At 73.4% G+C, this 23,720-nt stretch carries 25 protein-coding genes; 6 read left to right on the top strand and 19 right to left on the bottom strand.

The window, feature by feature from the left end; translation table 11 throughout:
* Positions 1-71: 71 nt before the first annotated feature.
* Both GTW08_RS01195 and dacB read right to left on the bottom strand, forming a co-directional pair.
* Positions 72-1,157: a zinc-dependent metalloprotease gene (locus tag GTW08_RS01195; protein ID WP_083658821.1), complete on the bottom strand. Its 1,086-nt coding sequence runs from the start codon at positions 1,155-1,157 to the stop codon at positions 72-74.
* 41 nt (positions 1,158-1,198) lie between these two features.
* Positions 1,199-2,608: a D-alanyl-D-alanine carboxypeptidase/D-alanyl-D-alanine-endopeptidase gene (gene dacB / locus GTW08_RS01190; RefSeq protein WP_083658822.1), complete on the bottom strand. Its 1,410-nt coding sequence runs from the start codon at positions 2,606-2,608 to the stop codon at positions 1,199-1,201.
* A gap of 226 nt (positions 2,609-2,834) precedes the next feature.
* Between dacB and GTW08_RS01185 the strand changes: the two genes are divergently transcribed.
* Positions 2,835-3,323, top strand: coding sequence for an inorganic diphosphatase (locus GTW08_RS01185; protein ID WP_073576771.1), 489 nt, complete (start codon positions 2,835-2,837; stop codon positions 3,321-3,323).
* 44 nt (positions 3,324-3,367) lie between these two features.
* Here the strand turns inward: GTW08_RS01185 and GTW08_RS01180 are convergent, their stop codons facing one another.
* Together GTW08_RS01180 and GTW08_RS01175 are read right to left on the bottom strand one after the other, a co-directional pair.
* The gene (locus GTW08_RS01180) at positions 3,368-4,576 is read right to left on the bottom strand and encodes an acetyl-CoA C-acetyltransferase (RefSeq protein ID WP_073576772.1); all 1,209 of its coding nucleotides are present in this window, start codon (positions 4,574-4,576) and stop codon (positions 3,368-3,370) included.
* Between the two features lie 13 nt (positions 4,577-4,589).
* The gene (locus GTW08_RS01175) at positions 4,590-5,042 is read right to left on the bottom strand and encodes a MaoC family dehydratase (protein ID WP_073576773.1); all 453 of its coding nucleotides are present in this window, start codon (positions 5,040-5,042) and stop codon (positions 4,590-4,592) included.
* A 222-nt stretch (positions 5,043-5,264) separates the two neighbouring features.
* Here GTW08_RS01175 and GTW08_RS01170 point away from each other — a divergent pair, with 222 nt between their 5' ends.
* Positions 5,265-6,227 (top strand): ATP-binding protein, encoded by a 963-nt coding sequence (locus GTW08_RS01170; protein WP_161151264.1) that lies wholly within the window; start codon positions 5,265-5,267, stop codon positions 6,225-6,227.
* Between the two features lie 19 nt (positions 6,228-6,246).
* Positions 6,247-7,074, top strand: a complete 828-nt coding sequence (locus GTW08_RS30865; RefSeq protein ID WP_073576775.1) for a SirB1 family protein — start codon at positions 6,247-6,249, stop codon at positions 7,072-7,074.
* An 8-nt stretch (positions 7,075-7,082) separates the two neighbouring features.
* On the opposite strand, the gene GTW08_RS01160 is transcribed toward GTW08_RS30865, so the two are convergent.
* A complete protein-coding gene (locus GTW08_RS01160; protein ID WP_073576776.1) occupies positions 7,083-8,459 on the bottom strand; it encodes an ATP-dependent 6-phosphofructokinase in 1,377 nt (458 codons plus the stop codon).
* Between the two features lie 301 nt (positions 8,460-8,760).
* Here GTW08_RS01160 and GTW08_RS01155 point away from each other — a divergent pair, with 301 nt between their 5' ends.
* On the top strand, positions 8,761-8,937 hold the full coding sequence (locus tag GTW08_RS01155) for a hypothetical protein (RefSeq protein ID WP_157818365.1): 177 nt from the start codon (positions 8,761-8,763) through the stop codon (positions 8,935-8,937).
* Here the strand turns inward: GTW08_RS01155 and GTW08_RS01150 are convergent.
* The 9 genes from GTW08_RS01150 to GTW08_RS01110 are packed head-to-tail and all read right to left on the bottom strand — an operon-like array spanning position 8,897 to position 16,639.
* A complete protein-coding gene (locus tag GTW08_RS01150; protein WP_073576777.1) occupies positions 8,897-9,439 on the bottom strand; it encodes a flavin reductase family protein in 543 nt (180 codons plus the stop codon). The two genes, GTW08_RS01155 and GTW08_RS01150, sit on opposite strands and share 41 nt — an antisense overlap.
* Complete coding sequence (locus GTW08_RS01145) at positions 9,436-10,035, bottom strand: superoxide dismutase (protein WP_161151263.1); 600 nt, start codon at positions 10,033-10,035, stop codon at positions 9,436-9,438. Before GTW08_RS01145 ends, GTW08_RS01150 begins: the two co-directional genes overlap by 4 nt.
* 53 nt (positions 10,036-10,088) lie before the next feature.
* Positions 10,089-11,177, bottom strand: coding sequence for an ABC transporter ATP-binding protein (gene ugpC / locus GTW08_RS01140; protein ID WP_073576779.1), 1,089 nt, complete (start codon positions 11,175-11,177; stop codon positions 10,089-10,091).
* Positions 11,178-11,220: 43 nt separating this feature from the next.
* The gene (locus GTW08_RS01135) at positions 11,221-12,147 is read right to left on the bottom strand and encodes a sugar kinase (RefSeq protein ID WP_304580164.1); all 927 of its coding nucleotides are present in this window, start codon (positions 12,145-12,147) and stop codon (positions 11,221-11,223) included.
* On the bottom strand, positions 12,144-12,776 hold the full coding sequence (locus GTW08_RS01130; protein WP_073576780.1) for a bifunctional 4-hydroxy-2-oxoglutarate aldolase/2-dehydro-3-deoxy-phosphogluconate aldolase: 633 nt from the start codon (positions 12,774-12,776) through the stop codon (positions 12,144-12,146). Before GTW08_RS01130 ends, GTW08_RS01135 begins: the two co-directional genes overlap by 4 nt.
* Positions 12,773-13,618, bottom strand: coding sequence for a carbohydrate ABC transporter permease (locus GTW08_RS01125; protein WP_073576781.1), 846 nt, complete (start codon positions 13,616-13,618; stop codon positions 12,773-12,775). Before GTW08_RS01125 ends, GTW08_RS01130 begins: the two co-directional genes overlap by 4 nt.
* Entirely contained in the window at positions 13,615-14,586 is a 972-nt protein-coding gene (locus GTW08_RS01120) for a carbohydrate ABC transporter permease (protein ID WP_073576782.1), read from the bottom strand. Before GTW08_RS01120 ends, GTW08_RS01125 begins: the two co-directional genes overlap by 4 nt.
* Complete coding sequence (locus tag GTW08_RS01115; RefSeq protein WP_073576783.1) at positions 14,583-15,839, bottom strand: ABC transporter substrate-binding protein; 1,257 nt, start codon at positions 15,837-15,839, stop codon at positions 14,583-14,585. Before GTW08_RS01115 ends, GTW08_RS01120 begins: the two co-directional genes overlap by 4 nt.
* Positions 15,836-16,639, bottom strand: coding sequence for an IclR family transcriptional regulator (locus GTW08_RS01110; RefSeq protein WP_161151262.1), 804 nt, complete (start codon positions 16,637-16,639; stop codon positions 15,836-15,838). Before GTW08_RS01110 ends, GTW08_RS01115 begins: the two co-directional genes overlap by 4 nt.
* Positions 16,640-16,736: 97 nt before the next feature.
* Here GTW08_RS01110 and GTW08_RS01105 point away from each other — a divergent pair, with 97 nt between their 5' ends.
* The gene (locus tag GTW08_RS01105; protein WP_073576784.1) at positions 16,737-17,903 is read left to right on the top strand and encodes a mandelate racemase/muconate lactonizing enzyme family protein; all 1,167 of its coding nucleotides are present in this window, start codon (positions 16,737-16,739) and stop codon (positions 17,901-17,903) included.
* On the top strand, positions 17,900-18,808 hold the full coding sequence (locus GTW08_RS01100; protein ID WP_073576785.1) for a dihydrodipicolinate synthase family protein: 909 nt from the start codon (positions 17,900-17,902) through the stop codon (positions 18,806-18,808). Before GTW08_RS01105 ends, GTW08_RS01100 begins: the two co-directional genes overlap by 4 nt.
* Before the next feature lie 7 nt (positions 18,809-18,815).
* Here GTW08_RS01100 and GTW08_RS01095 read toward each other — a convergent pair whose 3' ends face one another.
* From GTW08_RS01095 to GTW08_RS01075, 5 genes are all read right to left on the bottom strand, one after another.
* Positions 18,816-19,256 (bottom strand): hypothetical protein, encoded by a 441-nt coding sequence (locus GTW08_RS01095; RefSeq protein ID WP_073576786.1) that lies wholly within the window; start codon positions 19,254-19,256, stop codon positions 18,816-18,818.
* A 294-nt stretch (positions 19,257-19,550) separates the two neighbouring features.
* Positions 19,551-21,014, bottom strand: coding sequence for a fused MFS/spermidine synthase (locus tag GTW08_RS01090; RefSeq protein ID WP_202416237.1), 1,464 nt, complete (start codon positions 21,012-21,014; stop codon positions 19,551-19,553).
* A 22-nt stretch (positions 21,015-21,036) separates the two neighbouring features.
* Positions 21,037-22,056, bottom strand: a complete 1,020-nt coding sequence (locus tag GTW08_RS01085) for an NADP-dependent oxidoreductase (RefSeq protein ID WP_073576788.1) — start codon at positions 22,054-22,056, stop codon at positions 21,037-21,039.
* A gap of 92 nt (positions 22,057-22,148) precedes the next feature.
* Positions 22,149-23,309 (bottom strand): acyl-CoA dehydrogenase family protein, encoded by a 1,161-nt coding sequence (locus GTW08_RS01080; protein WP_073576789.1) that lies wholly within the window; start codon positions 23,307-23,309, stop codon positions 22,149-22,151.
* A partial coding sequence (locus GTW08_RS01075; protein WP_346009825.1) for an acetyl-CoA carboxylase biotin carboxyl carrier protein subunit occupies positions 23,306-23,720 on the bottom strand: 415 nt, incomplete at its 5' end. The genes GTW08_RS01080 and GTW08_RS01075, both read right to left, overlap by 4 nt.

Genomic DNA, 23,720 nt, shown 5'->3' with positions numbered 1-23,720 from the left:
ACCGGGCAGCCGGTCCAGTGCGGCCCGCACGGCACGCCGGACCCGGCCGGCCGCGGCGAGCCCGTGACCCGTCAGGCGACGCGGCGCAGCCACGCGGCGGGGTCGTCCAGCTCGGCGCGGGTCGGCAGCGTCTCCGGCGACTCCCAGACCCGGTTGATCCCGGCCATCCCGGCCTCGCGCTCGACGGCCCGGCAGAACGCGGCGCCGACGGCGTACTGGCGCATCTTGGCCTCGACCCCGAGGAGCGCGCGCAGGATCCGGTCGATCAGCCCGCCGCCGCGGCGGCGCTCGGTGAACCGGCGCCGGATGAGCGCGACGTCGGGGACCACGTCCGGCCCGACGGCGTCCATGACGTGGTCGGCGTGCCCCTCCAGCAGGGTCGACAGGGCGAGCAGCCGGTCGAGCACGGCCCGCTGCTCGGGGCCCTGCAGAAGCTCGACCAGCGCGAGCACGTCGGCCTTGCGGCCGTCCTCGCCGCGCAGCGCGCGGATCGCGTCGGGCAGCCGGGCGAGCCGCGCGGTGTCCGGTTCCTGCAGCGACAGCAGCTCGGTCACCAGCCCGGCGAAGTGGTCGCGCAGCCACGGCACCGCGGTGAACTGGAGCCGGTGGGTGGCCTCGTGCAGGCAGACCCAGAGGCCGAACTGGTCGCCGTCGACGTCGAGCGAGCGCGAGGCGGCGTAGACGTTCGGGGCGACGACGATGAGCCGCCCCTCCCCGCCGGGCCCGCCGAACGGGTCGTACTGGCCGAGCACGCGGGCACCCATGTAGGCGAGCAGCGCGCCGAGCTGCACCCCCGAGCCCGCCGCGGTGACCGTGCGCAGCGGCCACGGCGAGTCGGGCAGCCGGGCGCCGGAGGTCAGCGCCTCCATCCCCCCGACGGCGGCACGCGCCCAGGCGGGCCGGTCCAGCACGTCGGCGGGCAGCAGCGGCAGGTCCGCCCCGAGGCCGGTGACCTCGCGGACGTGTCCCTCGGCGCGGGCGGAGTCGGTGCGCAGGCGCTCCACCAGCGCGCCCGCCACCGCGGGCGTGGTGCGGGGCCCGGCGGGCATCAGCGATGCCGCCGTCGACGCGGCCAGGGACCAGTTCACCGGCAGTCCGGCGCCGGTGCGGTCGGGCCGGGGGCGGCCGGTGACCGGGCCGGTCGTGTCGGTCTCCATGCGTCCCACGCTACCCGCGACGACGGGTGCGCGAGACCGGGTCAGCCGCGGCAGCCGCAGCGCGACAGCGTCGCCGCGATGCGGTCCAGCGCGGGCCGGGCGTCGGCGGGCGAGGTGCCGTTGGACAGCAGCGCGAACACCAGCAGCCTGCCGTCGACGTCGGTGACGACCCCGGCGAGGCTGGAGGCGCCGGACAGCGTGCCGGTCTTGGCGCGCACGACACCGCGCCCGGCGACCGACCGCGGGTCGCCGAACCGGTCGGCGAGCGTCCCGCCACCGCCGGCGACCGGGAGCCCGGTGAGGATCGGGCGCAGGAACTGCACGTCGGTCGGGCTGTCGGACTGGGCGGCGGCCGAGGACAGCACCGCGCCGAGCAGCCGGGCCGGGATCAGGTTGTCCCGGGACAGGCCGCTGCCGTCGGCGAGCTCCAGCCCGGACACGTCGTAACCGGCCTGGACCAGCGCCTCGGTGACGGCCTTCGAGGCGCCGTCGAACGAGGCCTCGCCGTCCTTGGACACCGCGACCTGACGGGCCATCGCCTCGGCGGTGACGTTGTCCGAGGCGGTGAGCATGTACTCGATCAGGCTCGCGATCGGCGGGGAGGACACGCTGCCCAGCACCGGCGCGTTCGCAGCGGCGACACCCTCGAGGACGTCGGAGGCGCCGAGCGCGCGGGCCAGCGCCTTCCCGGCGGCCGCGGCGGGGTCGGTGCTGCGCGGGCCGTCCTGCTGCAGCGGGTCGGTGCGGCCGCCGTCGAGCATCAGCGCCGACATCGGGGCGACGTAGCCGTCCGCGACATCGGTGGGCCCCCAGCCCGGGGACTCGGCCGGGCCCGTCCAGAGGCTCGCGTCGGTGTAGACCGTCGTGATCGGGCGGCCGACGGCCTTCTTCACCTGCTCGGCGAGGTCGGTGATCCGCGCGGGCTCCGGGTAGAGCCCGTCCTGCCCGTCGGGCAGCGCGGTCAGCGACGGGTCGCCGGACCCGACGAGGACGACCGAGTCCGGGGACGGACCGGGCACGACCCGGGTCGCGAGCCGGTCGGTCGGGTTCAGCGACAGCAGCGCGGCCGCGGCGGTGAGCAGCTTCGTCGTGGAGCCGGGGACCATGCCGCGGTCGCCGTCACGCTCCCAGATCGGCTTCACCCCGCGCGGGGCCGCGGAGTCCATGACCACCCCGGTGACCTCGCCGAGCTCGGGCGCGTCGAGCTGGGAGGACAGGGCCTGGGTGATCCCGGCGGCGCTCGGCACCGGCGCCGTCGGCGTGAGGGGGCGCAGCGCGGGCATCGGGACCGGCGGGTACTGGGTGGCGGTGGTGCCGAGCCCGAACGAGCTGCGGGCGTCCGGCCCGGCCAGGGCGACGGCGCCGAACAGCGAGGCCAGTGCCATCACCGCGACCGCGACCACGGCGAACCGCCGGTAGCTGCGCTCCGGCCGGCGATGCCTGCGTCCCACGGACCCTCCTGTACCTGCTCGTCCGGCGACCGACCTGCCCGCACGGTGGTGCGACGCGGGCCACATCGGCCCGCTCCGCCCTCACCGGCGTGCACCCGTGCCCACCCGGTCCCTCACACTAGGGGGCAGCACCGACACCGCCGGAGCGGGCGGGCCAGCGGCCCCGCCCCGGATCCGGTGGAGCCGTGACACAAGACCGCTGACCCTCTTCAAGGAGCAACGAACCGTGGACTTCGACGTCACCATCGAAATCCCCAAGGGCGGCCGGAACAAGTACGAGGTCGATCACGAGACCGGACGTATCCGGCTCGACCGCACCCTGTTCACCGCCACCCAGTACCCCGCCGACTACGGGTTCATCGACGACACCCTGGGCGAGGACGGGGACCCGCTGGACGCCCTGGTCCTGGTGCAGGAGCCGACCTTCCCCGGGTGCGTCATCCGCTCCCGCGCGATCGGCATGTTCCGGATGAAGGACGAGAAGGGCGGCGACGACAAGGTCCTCTGCGTCCCCTCGGACGACCCCCGCCAGGAGCACCTGCGCGACATCCACCACCTGGCCGAGTTCGACCGGGCGGAGATCCAGCACTTCTTCGAGATCTACAAGACCCTCGAGCCGGGCAAGAGCGTCGAGGGCGCGTCCTGGGTCGGCCGGGCCGACGCCGAGCGCGAGATCAAGGCGTCCTACGAGCGCGCGAAGAACGCCGGGCACTGACCGATCTAGCCGGGGCGGCCGTGCACGGCCGCCCCGGCTACGGGTCACACCTTCTCGAACACCGCGGCGAGGCCCTGGCCGCCGCCGATGCACATCGTCTCCAGCCCGTAACGGGCGTCGCGACGCGCCATCTCGCGGGTGAGGGTGGCTAGGATGCGGCCGCCGGTGGCACCGACCGGGTGCCCCATCGAGATCCCCGAGCCGTGCACGTTGGTGCGCTCGAAGTCGGCGTCGGTGAACTTCCACTCCCGCGTGCAGGCCAGTACCTGCGCCGCGAACGCCTCGTTCAGCTCGATCAGGTCGACGTCGGCCAGGGTCAGCCCGGCCACGTCCAGGGCCTTGGCCGTCGCCGGGACCGGGCCGATGCCCATCGTCTTGGGCGGGACCCCGCCCAGGCCCCAGGACACGACCTTCGCCAGCGGGCGCAGTCCCAGCTCGGCGGCCTTCTCCGGGCTGGTCACCACGCAGATCGCGGCGCCGTCGTTCTGGCCCGACGCGTTGCCCGCGGTCACGGTGGCGTCCGGGTCGTCCTTGCCCAGGATCGGGCGCAGCGTCGCCAGCTTCTCGACCGTCGAGTCGGGGCGGACGTGCTCGTCGCGCTCGACGACGGTGTCGCCCTTCCGGCCGGGCACGGTCACCGGGACGATCTCCTCGGCGAACACCCCGGACTCCTGCGCGGCCGCGGCCCGGTGGTGCGAGCGGACGGCGTACTCGTCCTGCTCGGCGCGACCGATCGCGTAGTCGCGGCGCAGGTTCTCCGCGGTCTCCAGCATCCCGCCCGGCACCGGGAAGTTCTTCCCGCCGGCGGTGACGCGGCCGCGCGCCAGCGAATCGTTCAGCATCACCCCGCCGCCCTTGACCCCCCAGCGCATCCCGGTGGAGTAGAACGACGCGCCCGACATCGACTCGGCGCCACCGGCCAGCACGACCTCCGCCGCGCCCGTCCGGACCTGGCCGGCCGCGTAGAGCACGGCCTGCAGGCCCGAGCCGCAGCGGCGGTCGATCTGGATGCCGCCCGCGGTCACCGGCAGGCCGGCGTCGAGCGCGGCGACCCGTCCGATCGCCGGGGCGTCCATCGTCGGGTAGCAGTGGCCCAGCACGACGTCCTCGACGACGTCGGGGTCCAGCCCGGTCCGCTCCATCAGGGCGCGGATCACGGTCGCGGCGAGGGTGTGGGCCGGGACGTCGCGCAGCGACCCCCCGAACCCGCCGACCGGGGTCCGCAGCGGCTCGCAGATCACCGCATCACGCATGGGTTCTCTCCTCCTAGACGAACTGCCGGGTCAGCCATTCGGCGACCAGGGCGGGCTTCTCGGATCCCTCGACCTCGACGGTCACGCCGATGGTGAGCTGGACGCCACCGGAGACGTCGCTGACGTCGGTCAGCTCGACCCGGGCGCGGATCCGGCTGCCCACCGGCAGCGGGCTGGTGAACCGGACCTTGTTGAGGCCGTAGTTCACGCCCATCTTGACCCCGTCCACCTTGTAGACGGACTGGACCAGCTTGGGCAGCAGCGACAGCGACAGGAAGCCGTGGGCGATCGTGGCGCCGAACGGTCCGGACGCGGCCCGCTCGGCGTCGACGTGGATCCACTGGTGGTCGTCGGTGGCGTCGGCGAAACCGTCGATCCGCTCCTGCGTGACGGTCAGCCAGGGCGAGGTCCCGATCTCGGTCCCCTTGGCCGCCCGCAGCTCGTCCACTCCGTCGAAGACGCGCATCTGTCACTCCGTTCGTGGTGCGTGATGGGTGATCCGTTTCCAGCTTTCCCTACCGCACCGCGGGCCGCCGGGGGGTGCGACGTCGTCGAACACACACGCCCCGCACCACACGACCGGTGCGGCTTGGTTAAGGTCACCTCGTCAGGAGCCGCCTTGAGCAGATGGGCACAGCTTCGACGTGGAAGGCCTACGCCCCATGACCCCGACCGCCCCCGACCGCCGATGACCGCCACCACCACCTCGCGTCCCGACCCGGACGGCCTCGTCCACCGGGCCGTGCCGTACCGGGATCCCGAACACCAGGCCGCCGCCCTCACCGCACCGGTGGCCGGGGCACTGGAGGCGGGCCGTCGTGCGCTCGTGGTGGTCGACCCGCGGTGTGCCGCGGTGCTGCGCCGCTCCCTCGGCCACGACGCCGGGGTGGAGTTCCGCACGCCGGACAGGATGCACTCGGCCCCGCCGTTCACGGTCGCGGGACGCTGGAGCCGCGCGGTGCGCGGGGCGCTGGCCGACGGCGCGTCCGGGGTGTGCACGGTCGGCCAGCCGGTCGAGCTGCCCGGCGCGGACGACGCCTACTGGACCCGCCTCGATCTCGCCCTCTCGCACGCCCTGCGTGAACTCCCCGTCGAGCTGCTGTGCTGCTTCCCCGACGTCGAGCCCGACCGCGCGCACGCCGGGGCCCTGCACGACGAGTTCCTCGTCGACGGCGCCCCGGTCCCGAGCGGCTGCCGGCGCGACGACCACGATCTGCTGGCCGAGAACCCGCAGTGCCCGCCGGATGAGCTGGGGCCGGCGATCGTGACGCTGCCGGTGACCCTGGACGACCTCGGGTCGATGCGGCGCGTCGTCGAGCGGCAGGCCGAGCTGTCCGGGCTGGGGCCCAGCCGGATCTCCGACCTCGTGCTGGCGGTCAACGAGCTGATCAGCAACGGCGTCGAGCACGGGTCGGGTCACCCGGTCCTGCGGATGTGGCGGACCGAGGCGGGGCTGGTCTCCGAGATGAGCGACGCCGCGACGTGCCGGCTCGCGTTCCCCGGGCTCGCCGCGCCACCGGTCGCCGGGAACCGTGGCCGGGGTATGTGGCTGGCCTCGGAGCTGTCGGACGTGCTGCAGGTGTGGACCGCGGAGGACGATCCCGGTCAGGTGACGGGCACGGTCGTGCGCGTCACGATGTCGCCCCCGTGAATCCCGGTACGGTCCCGGGGTGACCCGGCACGACCGCGCCGACCCGGTGACCCGCTTCCTACGGATGGTGACCGGGCCCGAACCGCCGCTCGACGAGGCCGCACTGGCGATCGCCGCCGGCGCCGCCCCGGATCCGGAGGTCGCGGCGGTGTCCACCGCACGGGCCCGCGCGACGCTCGACGAGCTCGCCGAGGGTGTCACCGGGTTCGAGTCGCTGCTGCACCGGCTGTTCACCGAGGCCGGGTTCCGCGGCAACTCCACCGACTACGCCGACCCGCGCAACTCCTTCCTGCCCGACGTCCTCGAACGCCGCACCGGCATCCCGATCACCCTGTCGGTCGTCGCGATCGAGGTGGGCCGCCGGGCCGGGGTGCCGCTGGAGGGCGTCGGCATGCCCGGGCACTTCCTGGTGCGGGTGCCCGGCACCCAGCGCCTCGTCGACGCCTTCGGCGGCGGCAGGCGGCTCGACCCGGCGGGCTGCGAGGAGCTCTTCCGCGCGACGACGGGCGCCGGCCCGGAGGTGCCCTTCGACTCGGGCATGCTGCCGCGCACCTCGACCCGCCAGATCCTCGCCCGGATGCTGGAGAACCTGCGGGCGACCTACGGCCGCTCCCGCGACCACGACGGCTTGGAGTGGGTGCTCCGGATGCGGCTGGGCCTGCGCCACCAGGGCCCGGAGCTCATCCGCGAGCTCGGCGAGGTGCTCGCCGCGCAGGCCCGCTGGGACGAGGCGGCCCGGCTGATGGAGTCCTGGGTGGACGGTCCGGGGCGCGGGTCGCGCTCGGGCGCCGAGGTGCTGGACGAGGTGCGCACCGAGGCGATGAAGCACCGGGCCCACCTCAACTAGGACGTCGGTCAGGTGTGCGGGGCCCGGGTCGGCGCGCCGGAGTCCTCGCCGAAGCGCCACGGCTGGCCGGTCGACTCCAGCACGGCCATCCACAGGTCACCGTGCGGGTCCACCTGGTTGCGACGGCTGACGGCCAGGCTCATCGGGATGTGCACGAACCGACGCCGCACCCGTCCGACCACCATCGCGGTGCGCCCGGACATGGCGGCGTGCACCGCCGCCTGGGACAGCCGGACGGTGTAGACGCTGTCATAGGGGTTCGCGGGGACGCTACGGATGATGTAGCTCGGGTCGACGTAGCGGACGGTGGTCTCCATCCCGGCGTCGGCGAAGGAGTCGGCGATGCGATCCTTGAGCCAGGGGCCGACGTCGGAGAGCTTCGCGTTGCCGGAGGCGTCGGTGCGCCCGACCGGCGGCAGCATCTCCTGCCCCGCCCCCTCCGCGACGACGACGACCGCGTGCCCGCGCTGGGACACCCGTCGTCGCAGGTGGTTCAACAGACCGGTCTCGCCGTCCAGCTCGAAGGGCACCTCGGGGATCAGGACGGCGTCGGCGTCGGAACGCACGAGCGAGGCGTAGCAGGCGATGAAGCCGGAGTGCCGGCCCATCAGCTTGACCAGGCCGACGCCGCCGGGGGTGGACTTGGCCTCCACCGTGACCGACCGGATGGCCTCGCTGGCCTGGGAGAACGCCGTCTGGAAGCCGAAGGACTGGTCGATGAACGGGATGTCGTTGTCGATCGTCTTCGGGATCCCGACGACGGCGATCCGCAGCCCCCGCTCCCCCACCACCCTGGCGATCTCCATCGCGCCACGCATGGTGCCGTCGCCGCCGATCACGAACAGCACGTTGAGGTGCATCTGCTCGAGGCAGTCGACGATCTCCTCGGGGTCCTGCGGGCCGCGTGAGGTGCCGAGGAAGGTGCCGCCGTCGACCGGGATGTCGCGCACCGACTCCGGGCTCAGCTCGACGACGTCGTGACCGTAGGAGGAGACGAAGCCGCGGTAGCCGTTGCGGAACCCGACGACCCGGCGCACGCCGTAGTGGTAGGTCAGGGTGCGGACCAGGCCGGAGATGACGTCGTTGAGCCCCGGGCACAGACCGCCGCAGGTGACGATCCCGGCGCGGGTCTTCGACGGGTCGAAGTAGATCTGCCGGCGCGGCCCGCACGGTTCCAGGCCCGGCAGCTCCTCCGGTTCGACGCCGCGGGCGCGGATCCCGGCGGCGGTGTCGTCGAGCAGGACCCGGTCACCGGCGTCCACGTAGTGCTCGGTGGTGCGGCGGGCGTCGAGCAGCGGCGCCAGCGGCGAGGTGATGCGGGCCGGGCCGAGCGTGTCGATGGCCAGGTCCCCGGGCGTGATGCTGCTGTACTCCGAGGTGGTCACGCGCACACTCCGTCTGGATCGATTCGCCCGGGGGCCGGGCGATCATCGTGACGCACACCGGGCGAATCGTCGATCCGACCCCCGGGAACGGCGCCGCGGGACCACCCGCGGGTGCGCCGGGTCCCGCCGATCGGACCATCGTCGTCGCCGATGCGTCACCGGCCGGCCCGCGGACCGCCCCGCGTCCTTGCGGTGTGCATCGCCGGACGTCACCGGTTTCGCCCACCCTGTCGCACACGCACTGTGAACGAAACGAGCACCCGGGGTGAACGCAGCACGTCGCGTAGGGCAAAATTCGTCCATGCGGAGCATCGACCCCCGTCACGCCTGGTCCACCGGATTCGCCCGCACCATCGCCGAGGAGCTGCGCCACGGCGTCGCGACCGGCGCGGTCACCTGGAGCGAGGCCGACGAGCTGCTCAACCGCCTGCGCACGGTCATCGACCAGGCGCTGGACGTGCATCCGCAGCCGCTGTGACCGCGTCCGTGTCCTCGACGGGGACGCCGCGGTAGGCCCGTCCCACCCACACCAGGGGTCGGCCGCGACGGCGCAGCCCGAGCAGCTCGACGACCTCGGCCGCGACCAGCAGCGACGCGCCGACCTCGGAGACCGACAGGACCCGGCAGCGCAGCGCGGTGCCCACGTCGACCAGCCACGGCTCCCCGGTCGGCAGGGCCATCCACCGGACACCCGCTCCGAACCGCTCCGCGCCCGGGACCGCGAACGCCGCCGCGAGACCGGTGTCGGTGTCGTCGAGCAGGTGCACGACGACCGTCCCGCCCCCGGCGAGCGCACCGGCCAGCCGCGAGTCACGGGCGGTCGAGAACGACACTGCGGGCGGGTCCACCCCGACCGAGGCGACCGACGACGCCGTCATCCCGACCGGCCCGTCGGGCCCGGTCGTGGTGAGCACGGCGACCCCGGCGGGGTGCCCACGGAACGCCGCCCGCAGGCCCCCGGCCGGATCGGCGACCGTCACGCCCGCGCCCGGGCGAACCGCTCGGCGGCGTCGGCCCAGTTGACGACGTTCCACCAGGCCTTGACGTAGTCGGGCTTGACGTTCTTGTACTGCAGGTAGAAGGCGTGCTCCCACATGTCGAGCAGGACGATGGGGGTCTGGCCTGCGGGGAGCTGGGACTGCTGGTCGTAGAGCTGGTGGATGAGCAGGCGGTCGCCGAGCCGGTCGTGACCGAGGATGGCCCAGCCGGAGCCCTGGATGGTGGTGGCGGCGGCGATGAAGTGGGCCTGGAACTTGTCGAAGGAGCCGAAGTCGGCGTCGATGGCGGTGGCGAGGTCGCCGGTGGGCTTGTCGCCACCGTCGGGGGAGAGGTTGTTCCAGAAGGCGGAGTGGTTGACGTGGCCGCCGAGGTTGAACGCGAGGGTCTTCTCGAGTCCGACGACGGCGCCGAAGTCGTTCTTGTCGCGGGCCTCGGCGAGCTTGTCGAGGGTGGTGTTGAGGCCCTGGACGTAGGTGTTGTGGTGCTTGGAGTGGTGCAGCTCCATGATCTCGGGCGCGATGTGCGGGGCGAGCGCGGAGTAGTCGTAGGGCAGGTCCGGGAGCGTGTAGTCGGCCATGCGGCCCAGCCAACGACCTCGACCCCGGTTGAGGTCAAGGGTGAGCTGCGTCGTCAGTCCAGCCGCTCGTCCGTGCCGGGATGGAACAGGTGGACCGCAGCGGGATCGACGGCGACCCGGACGACAGCCCCGATGGTCGGCGACGGCGTCGACGCGGGCAGCCGGACGGTCAGCCGGTGGTCGCCGCCGTCGGCCGCGGTGTACCGGCCGTGCAGGTAGCTGTCCGATCCGAGCTCCTCGACCAGGGCGACGACGATCGGCAGGCCGTTCCCGGCGAGCCGCAGCCCCTCGGGCCGCACCCCGACCCGGACCGCGCGATCGGCGTCGAGTCCGTCGAGTTCCCGTCCGAGCGCGTCGCCGATCCGGTGCGTGTCGATGACGATCCCGTCGTCGTCGATCCGGCCGGGCAGCAGGTTCATCGCCGGTGACCCGATGAACCCGGCGACGAACGCGTTGACCGGCCGGTCGTAGAGCTCGCGGGGCGGGGCGCACTGTTGCAGGCGCCCGTCGCGCAGCACGGCGACCCGGTCGCCCATCGTCATCGCCTCGGTCTGGTCGTGCGTGACGTAGACGGTGGTCGTGCCCAGCCGCTGCTGGAGCGCGGCGATGTTGGCCCGGGTCTCGACCCGCAGCTTGGCATCGAGGTTGGACAGCGGCTCGTCCATCAGGAAGACCGATGGCTCCCGCACGATGGCCCGGCCCATGGCGACCCGTTGGCGCTGCCCACCGGACAGGGCCCGTGGTCTGCGGTCGAGGTAGCGGGTGAGATCGAGCAGCTCGGCGGCCGTCTCCACCCGGGCGCGGCGCTGCGCCGGCTGCACCTTCTGCAGGCGCAGCGCGAACCCCATGTTCTCGGCGACGGTCATGTGCGGGTAGAGCGCGTACGACTGGAAGACCATCGCGATGTCCCGGTCCTTCGGCGCCGCGTCGGTGACGTCCCGGCCGCCGATGTGGATCGCGCCCTCGTCGGTGTCCTCCAACCCGGCGAGCATCCGCAACGCGGTGGACTTGCCGGAGCCGGACGGGCCGACCAGGACCAGGAACTCGCCGTCGGCGATGCTCAGGTCCAGGGTGTCGACCGCGCGCACCGGCGGGGTCCCCGGGTAGATCCGGGATGCCTTGTCGAAGCTGACGGCTGCCATGGGGTCTCCTCGTCGGGTTCGTGCGAGATCGGGGCGGCGGTGCTCAGCGCACGACGGCGCCGTCGGGCAGGTCCAGCAGGGACAGCTCGTCACGGCGGGGCAGTCCCTCCCAGTCGCCGCGGGCGGTGACCGCGAAGGCCCCGACGGTGACCGCCCGGTCGAGCCGCTCGGTCCGGTCGGCGCCGTCCAGCAGGGCCGAGAGCCAGCCGGCGCAGAAGGCGTCACCGGCCCCGACCGGGTCCACCGCCCGGACCCGCAGCGCGGGCCGGTGCCGGGGCCCGTCGGCGTCGTGGCTGGTCGCGCCGTGCACGCCGTTCTTGACCACGACCTCGCCCGGGGTCCCGGCCAGCAGCTCGGCCGGGTCCGCGGCGCCGATCAGGGCGAACTCCTCGGGGGATCCGATCACGACGTCGGCCTGCCCGGCGAGTGCGGCCAGTGCCGGGCCCGCCACGTCGTCGGGCCACAGGGCCGGGCGATGGTTGAGATCGACCGACACCACCGCCCCGAGCAGCCGGGCCCGGCGGGCGAGCTCGGCGCAGGCCGTGCGACAGGACTCGGACAGGGCCGCGGTGACCCCGGAGAGGTGCACGGCCCGTGGCCGGAGCGCGAGCGCCGGAGCGAGGTCGGTGGTGCCCCACCGGGATCCGGCGGAGCCGCGCCGGTGGTACTCGACCCGGGTCAGGTCGGGCGTGCGGCGCTCGAAGAGCACCAGCCCGGTCGTGGCGTCCGGATCGGTGACGACGGCGTCGACGGCCACCTGCTCGGCGGCCAGCGTCCGCCGGACCAGGGCCCCGGACTCGTCGGCGCCGACCCGGCCACCGAGCGCCGTGGAGTGTCCGAGCCGGGCGGCGCCGATCGCGACGCCCGCCTCGGCGCCGACCACCGACACCGTCGCGCTCCCGCCGAGGCGCAGCGGGCCGTCGCAGCGGACCGCGGTCATCACCTCACCGGCGACCAGGAGATCGATCACGGCTGCACCGCCCGCAGGAAGTCACGGGCGCGGCGGCGCAGGGCCGCCAGGTCACCGCCGTCCGGGGCGTCACCGCACAGCGGACCGGCGACCCCGACCGCGCAGGCGCCGTGGGCGAGGTACTCGACGGCCTGGTCCTTGCCGATCCCGCCGACCGGCACGGTGTCCAGGGCGGGGAACGGCCCGGCCAGCGCGTCCAGGTAGCCGGGGCCGACGGTCGATGCCGGGAAGATCTTCACCGCGGTGACACCGTGCCCGACCGCGGTCGCCACCTCGGTCGGGGTGAGCGCGCCGCAGAGCACCGGCAGCCCGGCCGCGACGGCGTGCGGAACGGAACCGGCCAGCGCGGGCGTGACCACGAACCGGGCACCGGCCGCGACCGCGTCGTCCACCTGACCGGGGGTGAGCACGGTGCCGGCGCCGAGCGCGACCCGGCCCGCCGTGCGCGCCGCCACCTCCTCGATCACCGCGAGCGGCTCGTGGCCGCTCAGCGAGATCTCCAGTGCCTGCACACCCTCCTCGGCCAGCGCGAGCGCGGTGGCCACGCTCGCCTCGCGGTCCGCGCCGCGGACGATCGCCAGCAGCCCGGTCCGGCGCAGGGTCGTCATCAGGTCCTGTGCGGCGCTCATCCCTTCACCGCCCCGGCCGTCATCCCGCGGGACAGGAACGGTTCGAGCACGATGAACAGCAGCACCATCGGAACCGTCGACATGAGACCGATCGCCATCAGGCCGGACCAGTCGATGCTGAACTCACCGATGAAGGTCGCGATACCGACGGTCACCGTCCAGCCCTGCGGATCGCCCATCAGCGTGCGGGCGAACAGGAAGTCGCCCCAGGTCAGGATGGACGCGTAGACGAAGGTCGCGGCGATGCCCGGCTTGAGCAGCGGGACCACCACGTACCAGAGCGCGCGCAGCCGGCCGCAGCCGTCGATCATCGCGGACTGCTCGAGCTCGGCGGGTACCGAGTCGACGAACCCCTTCATCAACCAGGTGGTGAACGGAACGGTGGCCGCGATGTTGACCAGTGTCACCGACCAGAGGTTGTTCACCATCCCGAGCCCGGCGAACAGCACGAACAACGGGATGATCAACAGGGTGCCCGGAAGCATGCGGCTGAACAGGAGGGTGAATCCCATCGCCTGCTGGCCCGCGGTCCGGAACCGGGACAGGCTGTACCCGCCGAGGGTGCTCACCGCGGTCGAGATGGTCGCGGCGCCGATCGTCGTCACCGTCGAGTTCCACAGCCAGCGGCCGACCGGCTGGTCGTCGATCACCCCGGTCCACGCCTCGGTCGTCGCCGAGTCCGCGGGTGGCACCAGCGGTGGATCGGCGACGAGCAGGTCGCTGCTGGGGACCAGCGACGTCATGATCATCCAGTACACCGGGAACATCAGCACACCGGTCACGACGACGGCCAGCGCGAGCAGGCTCCACCGACGGCCGTCGGCCGGCGCCGTGGCACTCATGAGAACTCCCGTCGGATCGAGCGGCCACCGGCCAGCAGGAAGAACCCGCAGATCGCCATCGTGACGATGCCCAGTGCGGTCGCGGTACCCATCTCGAAGTACTGGAACGCCTCGGTGTAGATCCGCACGGCCAGGGTCTGCGTGGCCTCGTTCGGACCGCCCCCGGTGAGCGGGAAGATGAAGTCGAACTCGCGGAACACACCGATAGCGGTGATCACGACGGCGAGGGTGGACGCCCCGGCGATCGCCGGCCAGGTGATGTGCCGGAACTGCCGCACCGGCGAGGCACCGTCCACCCGGGCCGCCTCGTACAGCTCGGCCGGGATCGACTGCAGCTGCGCGAGCAGGATCAGGGTGAAGAACGGGTAGTACTTCCACACCGTCGGGACGATCACCGCGGCGAGCGCGGTCCGGCCGTCGGCGAGCCAGGCGACGTTCTGGTCGATCAGCCCGACCGTGCGCAGCAGGTAGTTCACCACGCCGTAGGACGAGTCCAGCATCCAGCTGAACGCGGCGGCGACGACCACCCCGGGAACCGCCCACGGCAGCAGCACGAGCGGCCGGATGATCCGCCGGCCGGGGAAGGCCCGGTTGAGCAGCAGCGCGAGGCCGAGCCCGATCGCGAAGGCCGGCACCACCACCCCGAGCGTGTAGACGACCGACCGGACGACGTCGGCGAACAGCCCGGACGAGCCCAGCACCTCGGCGTAATTGCCGAGCGTGTAGGGATTGCCGCTCAGGTCCAGCAGGTCGGAGATCTGACCGCCGCGCAGGCTCAGGTCGAGGGCGACGTAGAGCGGGTAGGCCATCAGTACCGCGACGACCAGCAGGGTGGGAGCGAGCGTGCCGTAGGCGAACAGCCCTCGGCGCCGCCGGGCGCGCCGCTGGAGCGGACGCGGCCGGCGATCGGGACCGGCAGGCGGACCCGGTGGGTCCGCGGTGGTGCTTCCGGTGGCCGATGAGGTCATGGGCGGACCGCCTCCTCGAGCTGATCCTGCAGCGTGCCGGCGATCGCTGTGGTCGGTTCCCGGCCGGTGATGAGCGAGACGGCGGCGGCCGCCACGATGTCGCTGATCCGGCCGAACCGTTCCCGCTGCGCCTCGCTGTCGGGAAAGATCGAGATCGCCTCGTCGGCGAGCTCCTGGACGAGTGCGAGCTCGCTGCCCGCGGGCGGCTCGTCGCCGAGGTTGCGGCGCGGTACCGGGTTCCCGGTCAGCTCCCGGTAGCGGCGCTGCCACTCCGGCGAGCAGGCGAGCCGGATGAGCTCCCAGGCCGCGTCGGCCCGCCGGGGGTCGGTGCCCTCGGGGATGTGGATGCTGTTCGAGGTGCCCCCCGGCGTACGAACGAAGGGGGCCCGGGCGACGGTGAGGGACGGCCGCACCCGTTCCTCGGCGTCCTCCAGCTCGGAGGCGAAGAACGGGCCCTCCAGCAGCATCGCGATCTTGCCGGTGCGGAAGAGCTCGTTGCGCTGCTGGCTCTGGATCCCGCGTGGCGCCTGCGCGACCGCCCGGCGGTAGGCGTCCAGACCGCGGATCGTCTCGGGGGTGGTCGCGGTGACCCGGTCGCCGTCGAACAGGCTGCCGCCCGTGCCGACGACGAAGGCCGCCAGCTCGGTGTAGTTGTCCGGGTTCTGGGTGGTGGTCGCGCCGAAGCCGTAGATGCCGTCGCCGGTCACCGCCTCGGCCGCCGCGAGCAGCTCCTCGGTGGTGCGCGGCACGGTGTGCCCGGCAGCGCGGAGCAGGGACTCGTTGCAGTAGAGGCTGTAGCCGTAACCGAGCAGCAGCACCCCGTAGTGGTCACCACCGGTGGCCATCTCCTCCTGCAGCGGAGTCCACGACGACACGATGTCGGTGTCGTCGAGCCGGGTCTGCAGTGACTCCAGCCAGCCGCGCCCGGCGAACTCGGCGGCATTGCGGGCGGGCAGGTGCAGGATGTCCGGGCGCTGGTTGGCCGCGAACCGGATCGTCAGCTGGTCGGCGTAGCTGTCGAACGGCATCGGGTAGAGGTTGATCCGGATCCCCGGGTTCCGCTGCTCGTAGGCTGCGACGAGCTCCCGCCACCACGGCGCGAAGCTGCCCTCCTCCGCCTGCCAGGACGGGAACTCCAGGACCAGGTCGCCGGTGCCGGCCTGCGGTCGGCCGCATCCCACCAGAGACGCCGTCGCCGCCGCCGCGGCGAGCCCGAGGAAACCCCGGCGGGAGGTGAGCGCCGCGGCGCTCACGACCGTCCCGCCGGCGGCACGGTCCCGACCTCGGCCGGGCTCGTGTAGCCCAGCGTCACGCTGATCGCGTCCGCCGTCTCGATCGCCTGGACCGAGAGCTCGCGCTCCCGCCGGGCCAGGTCGATCACCGACAGCGAGCCGGAGATCGAGACGGCCGCCACGACCAGGCCGTCCGCGTCGTGCACCGGGGCAGCGACGCAGGCCCGACCGAAGGCGAGCTCCTCGATCTCGGTCGCGTAGCCGCGTTCCCGGGTGCGGTCCAGGTCGTCGTCCAGCGCGTCGTGCCCGGTGATCGTGTGGCGGGTGAAGGACTGCAGCTCACCGAGCAGGTCGCGGCGCTGCTCCGGTGTGGAGCCGAGCAGCAGGCACTTGCCCATCCCGGTGGCGTGCAGCGGATTGTGCCGACCGGCCAGGGTGGCCGCCCGCGGGGCGTCCGGGCCCTCGAAGTTGGCGAGGTAGAACACCGACCAGTCGCGCAGCACCGACAGGTTCGCCCCGAGCCCGGTGCGCCCGGCCAGGTCCTGCACAGGCTGGCGACCGGCCCGGAACACCGGGTGCTGGTTCAGCGCCGCCGCGGACAGCTCGATCAGTGCGGCACCCAGCCGGTACGTGCCCGCCGCATCCCGCTCGACGTAGGCCAGTGCCTCCAGGGTCGCGAGCATCCGGGAGGTCGTCGACTGGCCGAGGCCAGCCCGGTTGGCGACATCGGCGACCCTCAGTGCCCGGGTGTCGGAGAACGCGGCGAGCACCGCCGCGGCCCTCTCGACGCTCTGGTTGGTCGCCTGCTGCTCACCGGCCATCGCCACCTCCGTATCGACGTCGTTATCGACTCATCCGCTCTCGATGACGTACGATATCCGCTGTGTGCATGATGTCAACCAGTCCGTGGATGAGTAGATGCGAATAGCCGCAGTGGACACCTTCGTCCTGAAGATCGACAACGACGAGCCCTATCTCGGCGTCCTCCCCGACGGGACCGGGCCCGCCGACGGCTACGCCGTCCGGCCGCCCTGGCGCAGCCTGTACTCACCCCGCTTCGAGACTGTGCTGGTCCGGCTGACCGCCGAGGACGGCACGGCCGGCTGGGGTGAGGCGCTCGCACCGGTCGGTCCCGAGATCGTCGCCGCCGTCGTCCGCACGACCCTGGCCGGACAGCTCGTCGGCGCGGACGCCCGCAGCCCGCGCCCGGTCGTCCGGGCCGCCGCCGAGCTGATGCGCGAGCGCGGCCACCTGGTCGGACACCAGGCCGACGCGCTCGCCGCCGTCGACATCGCCCTGTGGGACCTGGCCGGCCGGCTCCTGGAGGTACCGGTCGCCACGCTGCTCGGCGGCGCCTACCGGCAACGGATCCCGACCTACGTCTCCGGTCTGCCCCGGGCCGGCGACGCCGAGAGGGCCGAGCTGTCCCGCGACTGGGTGTCCCGTGGCGCGAGCGCCGTCAAGCTCCATCTGGGGCACGGCGTCGAACGGGACCTGGCCACCGTGGACGCGGTCCGTGCAGCAGCACCGACGCTGCGGGTGGCCGTGGACGGGCACTGGGCCTACCGGCGCCACGACGCCCGGCGGCTCGCCCGCGGGCTCGCAGCACGGGACGCCTGGTTCCTGGAGGCCCCGCTCGCCCCGGAGGACGATCGCGGCCACCACGCCCTGCGCGACGGGCCGATCCCGATCGCGGTCGGCGAGACCCTGCGCAACCGGTTCGAGTTCGCGCACTGGCTCTCGATGGACGCGCTCGCGATCGCCCAGCCCGACATCGGCCGCACCGGTATCACCGAGGCGATCGGCATCGCCGAGCTCTGTGCCGCCCGGCACGTCCCGGTCGCGCCGCACCACTCGGTCGCGCTCGGGATCGCGCTGGCCGCGGGACTGCACGTCGCCGCCGCCGTCGAGGACCTCCTCGCGTTCGAGTACCAGCCCACCTCCACCGAGGTCGGCCAGCGGATCCTGCGCACGCCGCTGCAGGTGGGCGCCGACCACATGCAGCTGCCGGACGGGCCGGGTCTCGGGATCGAGATCGACACCGAGGCCGTGGCCGCCCACACCACATCGGAGACGACACGATGACCGCCACCCGCGGACTGATGCCCATCCTGGCCACGCCCTTCCGGGCCGACGGCGCCCTCGACCCGGACTCGCTGCGCAGGCTCGTGAGCTTCCAGCTCGAGTCCGGTGCCGACGGGGTCGCGGTGTCCGGGATGGCGAGCGAGGCCTTCGCGCTCACCGCCGACGAGCGCAGCACCGTCACCCGCACCGTCGTGCAGACCGTCAACGCCGCCGCCGCCGACGTACCGGTGGTGTGCGGGGTGAACGCCACCTCGACGGTGACCGCCGTCGAACAGGCGCTGGCCGCCGAGCAGGACGGCGCGACCGCGCTGATGGTGCTGCCGCCCTACATGGTCAAGCCCTCGCCCCAGCAGGTCGTGGAGTTCTACGGTGAGGTCGCCGCTGCCACCGCCTGCGAGGTGATGGTCCAGGACGCCCCGGGTGTCACCGGTGTGGCGATGTCCCCGGAGATGATCGCCCGGCTCGCCGATCTGCCCGGGATCACCTCGGTGAAGGTCGAGGCCCCGCCCACCGCACCCAAGGTGGCCGCGGTCCGGGACGCCGTCGACGACCCCGGGTTCGCCGTGCTCGGTGGCCAGAACGCCCAGTTCTGTCTCGACGAGTACGCGGGCGGCGCGGTCGGGACCATGCCGGCCTGCGAGTTCACCGATCTCCTCCGGCCGGTCCTCGACGACTGGGCGGCCGGGGAGACCGCCCGTGCGCGGGACGGGTTCGCCCGGCTGCTCCCGCTGATCGTCTTCGGGCTGCAACCGGGCCCGGCCTGGGCGGTCCACAAGGAGGTGCTGGTCGCCAGGGGCATCATCGACGACGCCACGGTCCGCGCACCGGCCCGGCAGCTGGACCCGCGGGCGCGGACCGGTCTGCGCGAGATCCTCGCCGGACTGGGTGTCGCGCAGGCCGGGTAGCCCCGATTCAGTGCTCGTCGCGCCCGGTCAGCGCGTGCTCCAGCTCGTCGGCGAGGTGGACGACCTGGCGGAACGGGAACTCGAAGCCGTCGAGCGCGGCCGGGCCGAGCGGGATCGAGTGCCGGAACACCACGACGCCCTCCTCCGCGGCCAGCCCACCGACCACCGACGGCCCCGCGAGCTCCAGGGCGCGGCCGAGGTCGACCTCGCCGAGCCGCGCGACCGGGGACTCGATCTGCACCCACTCCTGGTCCGGGTCGGCGACCGCGGCCGCCGCGTCGGTGACCTCGACGCCGGGGCGGCCCGCGCCCTCCCGCACCCGCTTCACGACGACGAGCTGGTCCCGGTCCTCGGTCGTCGGCAGCCGGAACCGCAGCTCGTCCGCGCCCTGGCGGACGATCTCGTACCGGACCACGACGTAGGCCTTCAGGTCCTCCCAGGTCGCCACGCCCGTCTCCCCCTCGATCGTCCGACGGGGCCCACCGGACCCCGTCGCCGACCCTAGCGTGATCCGGACCCCGCGCGGCCGGGCCTCACCTCCCGATGAGCCTCGCCTCCCGGTGCGCCGGCCTCCCGCGAGGCTGCTCGGCGACGCCCCGAGTCGTCCGAGCCCGGACCGATTCCACCGACGAGATGCAGCTGAGCGGGCGCTGGAGATCCACAATTCCCGCTGAGCTGCATCTCGGCGCAGCGCGACGCCGAGCTGGGCGGGGCACGGCACCCCGGGGCGCGGGGGGGCGTCCTACCCCGTCAGCCCAGTGGTGATCAGCTGGTCCACCGGGGCGCGGTCGTCGGTCAGGACCGGCGTCCCCGCGGTGAACGCGGCGGTGCGGGCCGGGTCGAGGACCGTGCCGGCCGGTTCGGAGCGGGCGACGGCGGCGCCGAGAGCGGCCGGGTCGAGCGGCCGGTCCGAGGCGACGACCACGACGTTCCCGCCGCCGCCGGGGGCGAACTCGTCGGGGAGGGCGAGGAGCATCGTCGTCGCGAACCGGGACCCGACGGTCGCGGTGGCGGCCTTCACCAGGTCGAGCGGGTACCGGTCGATCACGTTGAGGACGTAGATCCCGCCCGGGCGCAGTACCCGCGCCACCTCGCCGAGGAACTCCGCGGTGGACAGGTGCCAAGGCACCGAGCGGGCACCGAAGGCGTCGCCGACGACGAGGTCGGCGGAGTCGTCGGGCAGCGCGGCGAGGTTCACCCGGGCGTCGCCGGTGCGCACGGTGGTGCCGGGGATCCCGCCCGCGTCCAGGGAGCGGACGCCGAGGTCGATCACGCCCTGGTCCAGCTCCAGCACGGTCGAGGTGCTGCCGGGGCGGGTCGCGGCGAGCCAGCGCGGCATGGTCAGCGCGCCGCCGCCGATGTGCACCGCGTCGACCGGGCGACCCTGACCGAACGCGGTGTCGACGGCCGCGGCGAACCGCTTCGTGTAGGCGAACTCCAGGTGCGCGGGGTCGCCGAGGCGGACGTAGGAGTGGCGCAGGTCGTCGAGCACCAGATAACGACCGGCCGGGTCCGCGGGGTCGGTCCGGACGGCGGCGCAGTAGTAGGTGGTGTCGGCGTCGCAGCGCCCCGGCAGCGCGACGAGCGCGACGGCCAGCAGCAGTGCCGCGGCACCACCCTTCGCGATGTCCGAACGCCGCCGCCGGGGCGCCAGGACGAGCCCGAGCACGAGGCAGGCGGCCGCGGTGACCAGCAGGATCGCGCTCACCGGCAGGAGCGCGACCAGCACGAACCCGGTGAGGAAGGTCCCGGCGAGCGACCCGAGTGTGCCCGCCGCGGACAGCCCGCCGACGACCTCGCCCGAACGGTCCAGCCCGGTCAGCCGGGCCTTGGTGACGGCCGGGGTGACCGCGGCGAGCGCCGTCACCGAGACCAGGGTGGACGCGGCGACGAGCACCACGGCGGCGTACGGCCCGGCCCCGAGCAGCGGCCCGAGCAGCCGGACCACCGGCCGCACGGCCAGCGTGCCCAGCCCGCCGACGACCATCATCAGCGCGGCGACCGCCACCGGGTCGCGCTCGTCGGCCCACCGCCCACCCAGCGAGGCGCCCGCCGCGATCCCGGCGAGGGCCACCCCGATCACGGCGGTGGTCGACTCGAGCGTCAGTCCGACGTAGGGCGCGACGAGCCGGGTCGCGAGGGTCTCGACGACGAGGATCGCCGCCCCCGAGACGACGACGGCGGTCCGGGCCATGGCGAGGCGCACCCCGCCATGGTGCCCGCCGGGGTCAGGCCCGGCTCAGCCGGAGCACGAGCTTGCCGGTGTTCTCACCGCGGAAGAGCTTGAGGAAGACCTCCGGGAAGTCCGCGACGGTGCCGTCGACGACGTCCTCACGGCTGCGCAGGCGGCCCTCTGCGAGCCAGCCGGCGAGCTCCGTGCCCGCCTCGCCCCAGCGGGGGAGGTAGTCGCCGACCAGGAAACCCTCCATGCGGGCCCGGTTGACCAGCAGGTTCATGTAGTTCTTCGGGCCGGTCATGCCGCCCTCGGCGTTGTACTGGCTGATCGCACCGCAGATGACGACGCGGGCGTGCATCGCGAGCCTGCCGAGCACGGCGTCGAGGATGTCCCCGCCGACGTTGTCGAAGTACACGTCCACGCCCTCGGGGGCGAGCTCCTTCAGGCGCTGCGACACGTTCTCGGAGCGGTAGTCGATCGCGGCGTCGAACCCGAGCTCGCCGGTGATCCACGCGCACTTCTCGGGGCCGCCCGCGATGCCGACGACCCGGGCGCCCTTGACCTTCGCGAGCTGCCCGACCACCGACCCGACGGCCCCGGCCGCACCCGAGACGACGACCGTGTCGCCCTCCTTCAGCGCACCGACGTCGAACAGCCCGAAGTAGGCGGTCATGCCGGTCATGCCGAGCAGCGCGAGGTAGCGCTCCGGCGGCACGTCCGCGGTCGGGGAGACCTTCTGCAGGCCGCGGCCGTCGCTCTCCACGTACTCCTGCACGCCGAGCACACCGGTGACGGTGTCGCCGACGGCGAAGTCCGTGTTCCTGGAGGCGACGACCTCACCGAGGCCGAGCGCGCGCATCACCTCGCCGATCCCGACCGGGGGCGCGTACGAACGCCCCTCGTTCATCCAGCCGCGCATCGCCGGGTCCAGCGAGATGTGGCTGACCCGGACGACGATGCGGCCCTCGCCGGGCTCGGGCACCGGCTCGGTGGTGTGCTCCCACACCTCCGGGCCGGGAGTGCCCTGCGGGCGTGCGGCGAGCCGTACCTGGTGGTTGACCTCGTTGCTCATGACACCGGTCTACCCCCGTCACGCGCGCGGCACCGCATCACGGTCGTCACGCGCGTGACGGGAATGTCGTTCGGGGACCGAACGGATCGTCGCTACAGGCCCAGGTGCCGCGCGATCAGCATCTTCTGCACCTCGGAGGTGCCCTCGCCGACCTCGAGGATCTTGGCGTCGCGGTAGAACCGCCCGACCGGGTACTCGTTCATGAAGCCGTAGCCGCCGAAGATCTGGGTGGCGTCGCGCGCGTTGTCCATCGCGGCGTTCGACGAGACGAGCTTGGCGATCGCCGCCTCCTTCTTGAACGGCTCCCCCGCGACGAGCAGCCGCGCGGCGTGCTGCCAGGCCAGCCGCGCGGTGTGCGCGCGGGCCTCCATCTCGGCGATCTTGAACTGGATCGCCTGGTAGCTGCCGATGGTGTTCCCGAACGCCTCGCGCTCACCGGCGTAGCGGACGGACTCGTCGACGCAGCCCTGGGCCAGCCCGGTCGCCAGCGCCGCGATCGCGACCCGGCCCTCGTCGAGGATCGACAGGAACTGGGCGTAGCCGCGGCCGCGCTCGCCGAGCAGGTTCGCCTCGGGGACGCGGACGTCGTCGAAGAAGAGCTCGCGGGTGTCGGAACAGTTCCAGCCGACCTTGGAGTACTTCTCGCTCACCGTGAACCCGGGCGTGCCCGCCGGGACGAGGATCGCCGAGATCTCCTTGCGACCGTCGGGCTTCTCGCCGGTGACGGCGGTGACGGTGACGACCGAGGTGATGTCGGTGCCGGAGTTGGTGATGAAGCACTTCGACCCGTTGATCACCCACTCGTCGCCGTCGAGCCGGGCGGTGGTGCGGGTGGCGCCGGCGTCGGAGCCGCCGCCGGGCTCGGTGAGGCCGAACGCGCCGAGCGTGCGGCCCGCGGCCAGGTCGGGCAGCCAGCGCGCCTTCTGCTCGTCGGTGCCGAAGCGCAGGATCGGCATGGCACCGAGCCCGACGCCGGCCTCCACGGTGATCGCGACCGAGGAGTCGACCCGGGCGAGCTCCTCCAGGGCCAGGCAGAGGGCGTGGTAGTCGCCGCCCATCCCGCCGTAGGACTCGGGGACGGGCAGGCCGAACAACCCCATCTCGCCCATCTTGGCGGTGATGTCGTAGGGGAACTCCTCGCGGATGTAGAGGTCGCCGATGACGGGCGCGACCTCCTTGCGCGCGAACTCCTCGACCGAGGCGCGCAGCGCCTCGTACTCCTCGGCGGTGGTGACGTCCTGGGCGGTGGTCATGCCTGCTCCTCCTGCGTGGCGGGCTCGACCACGAGCAGCACCGCGTCCTTCGCGACGGTGGCTCCGGTCCGGGCCCTCAGCTCGCGCACCGTCCCGTCGACGGGGGCGGTGAGCACGTGTTCCATCTTCATGGCCTCGACGACGACCAGCTTCTGACCTGCGACGACGGCGTCCCCGTCGGCGACCTCGACGACCGTGACCGTCCCCGGCATCGGCGAGACGACCGGCCCGCCCGCACCGCCGGCGGCCGCGGCGGCCTCCGTCGGCGCCTGCTCGCGCACGCCCCAGGCCTGCCCGTCACGGCCGATCCAGACGACCCCGTCGGCACCCTCGGCGACGGCGAACCGGCGGGTGCGGCCGTCCTGGGTGTGCTCCACGACCCCCGGCGCGACGGCGGCGGTGCGGCACCGG

Source organism: Pseudonocardia sp. SID8383 (genome assembly GCF_009864975.1).
Taxonomy (GTDB): Bacteria; Actinomycetota; Actinomycetes; order Mycobacteriales; family Pseudonocardiaceae; genus Pseudonocardia; species Pseudonocardia alni.
Note: the sequence above shows the minus strand (reverse complement) of the source record. Positions and strands in the feature narration are given on the sequence as shown.

Bases quoted from the DNA above. Each gene is read 5' to 3' on its own strand.
- GTW08_RS01145 (WP_161151263.1), bottom strand. From the start codon at position 10,035: ATGGCCGACTACACGCTCCCGGACCTGCCCTACGACTACTCCGCGCTC.
- GTW08_RS01080 (WP_073576789.1), bottom strand. From the start codon at position 23,309: ATGACCACCGCCCAGGACGTCACCACCGCCGAGGAGTACGAGGCGCTG.
- GTW08_RS01100 (WP_073576785.1), top strand. From the start codon at position 17,900: ATGACCGCCACCCGCGGACTGATGCCCATCCTGGCCACGCCCTTCCGG.
- ugpC (WP_073576779.1), bottom strand. From the start codon at position 11,177: ATGGCAGCCGTCAGCTTCGACAAGGCATCCCGGATCTACCCGGGGACC.
- GTW08_RS01110 (WP_161151262.1), bottom strand. From the start codon at position 16,639: ATGGCCGGTGAGCAGCAGGCGACCAACCAGAGCGTCGAGAGGGCCGCG.
- GTW08_RS01085 (WP_073576788.1), bottom strand. From the start codon at position 22,056: ATGAGCAACGAGGTCAACCACCAGGTACGGCTCGCCGCACGCCCGCAG.
- GTW08_RS01130 (WP_073576780.1), bottom strand. From the start codon at position 12,776: ATGAGCGCCGCACAGGACCTGATGACGACCCTGCGCCGGACCGGGCTG.
- GTW08_RS01105 (WP_073576784.1), top strand. From the start codon at position 16,737: ATGCGAATAGCCGCAGTGGACACCTTCGTCCTGAAGATCGACAACGAC.
- GTW08_RS01195 (WP_083658821.1), bottom strand. From the start codon at position 1,157: ATGGAGACCGACACGACCGGCCCGGTCACCGGCCGCCCCCGGCCCGAC.
- GTW08_RS01120 (WP_073576782.1), bottom strand. From the start codon at position 14,586: ATGACCTCATCGGCCACCGGAAGCACCACCGCGGACCCACCGGGTCCG.
- GTW08_RS01170 (WP_161151264.1), top strand. From the start codon at position 5,265: ATGACCGCCACCACCACCTCGCGTCCCGACCCGGACGGCCTCGTCCAC.
- GTW08_RS01125 (WP_073576781.1), bottom strand. From the start codon at position 13,618: ATGAGTGCCACGGCGCCGGCCGACGGCCGTCGGTGGAGCCTGCTCGCG.
- GTW08_RS01180 (WP_073576772.1), bottom strand. From the start codon at position 4,576: ATGCGTGATGCGGTGATCTGCGAGCCGCTGCGGACCCCGGTCGGCGGG.
- GTW08_RS01155 (WP_157818365.1), top strand. From the start codon at position 8,761: ATGCGGAGCATCGACCCCCGTCACGCCTGGTCCACCGGATTCGCCCGC.
- GTW08_RS01175 (WP_073576773.1), bottom strand. From the start codon at position 5,042: ATGCGCGTCTTCGACGGAGTGGACGAGCTGCGGGCGGCCAAGGGGACC.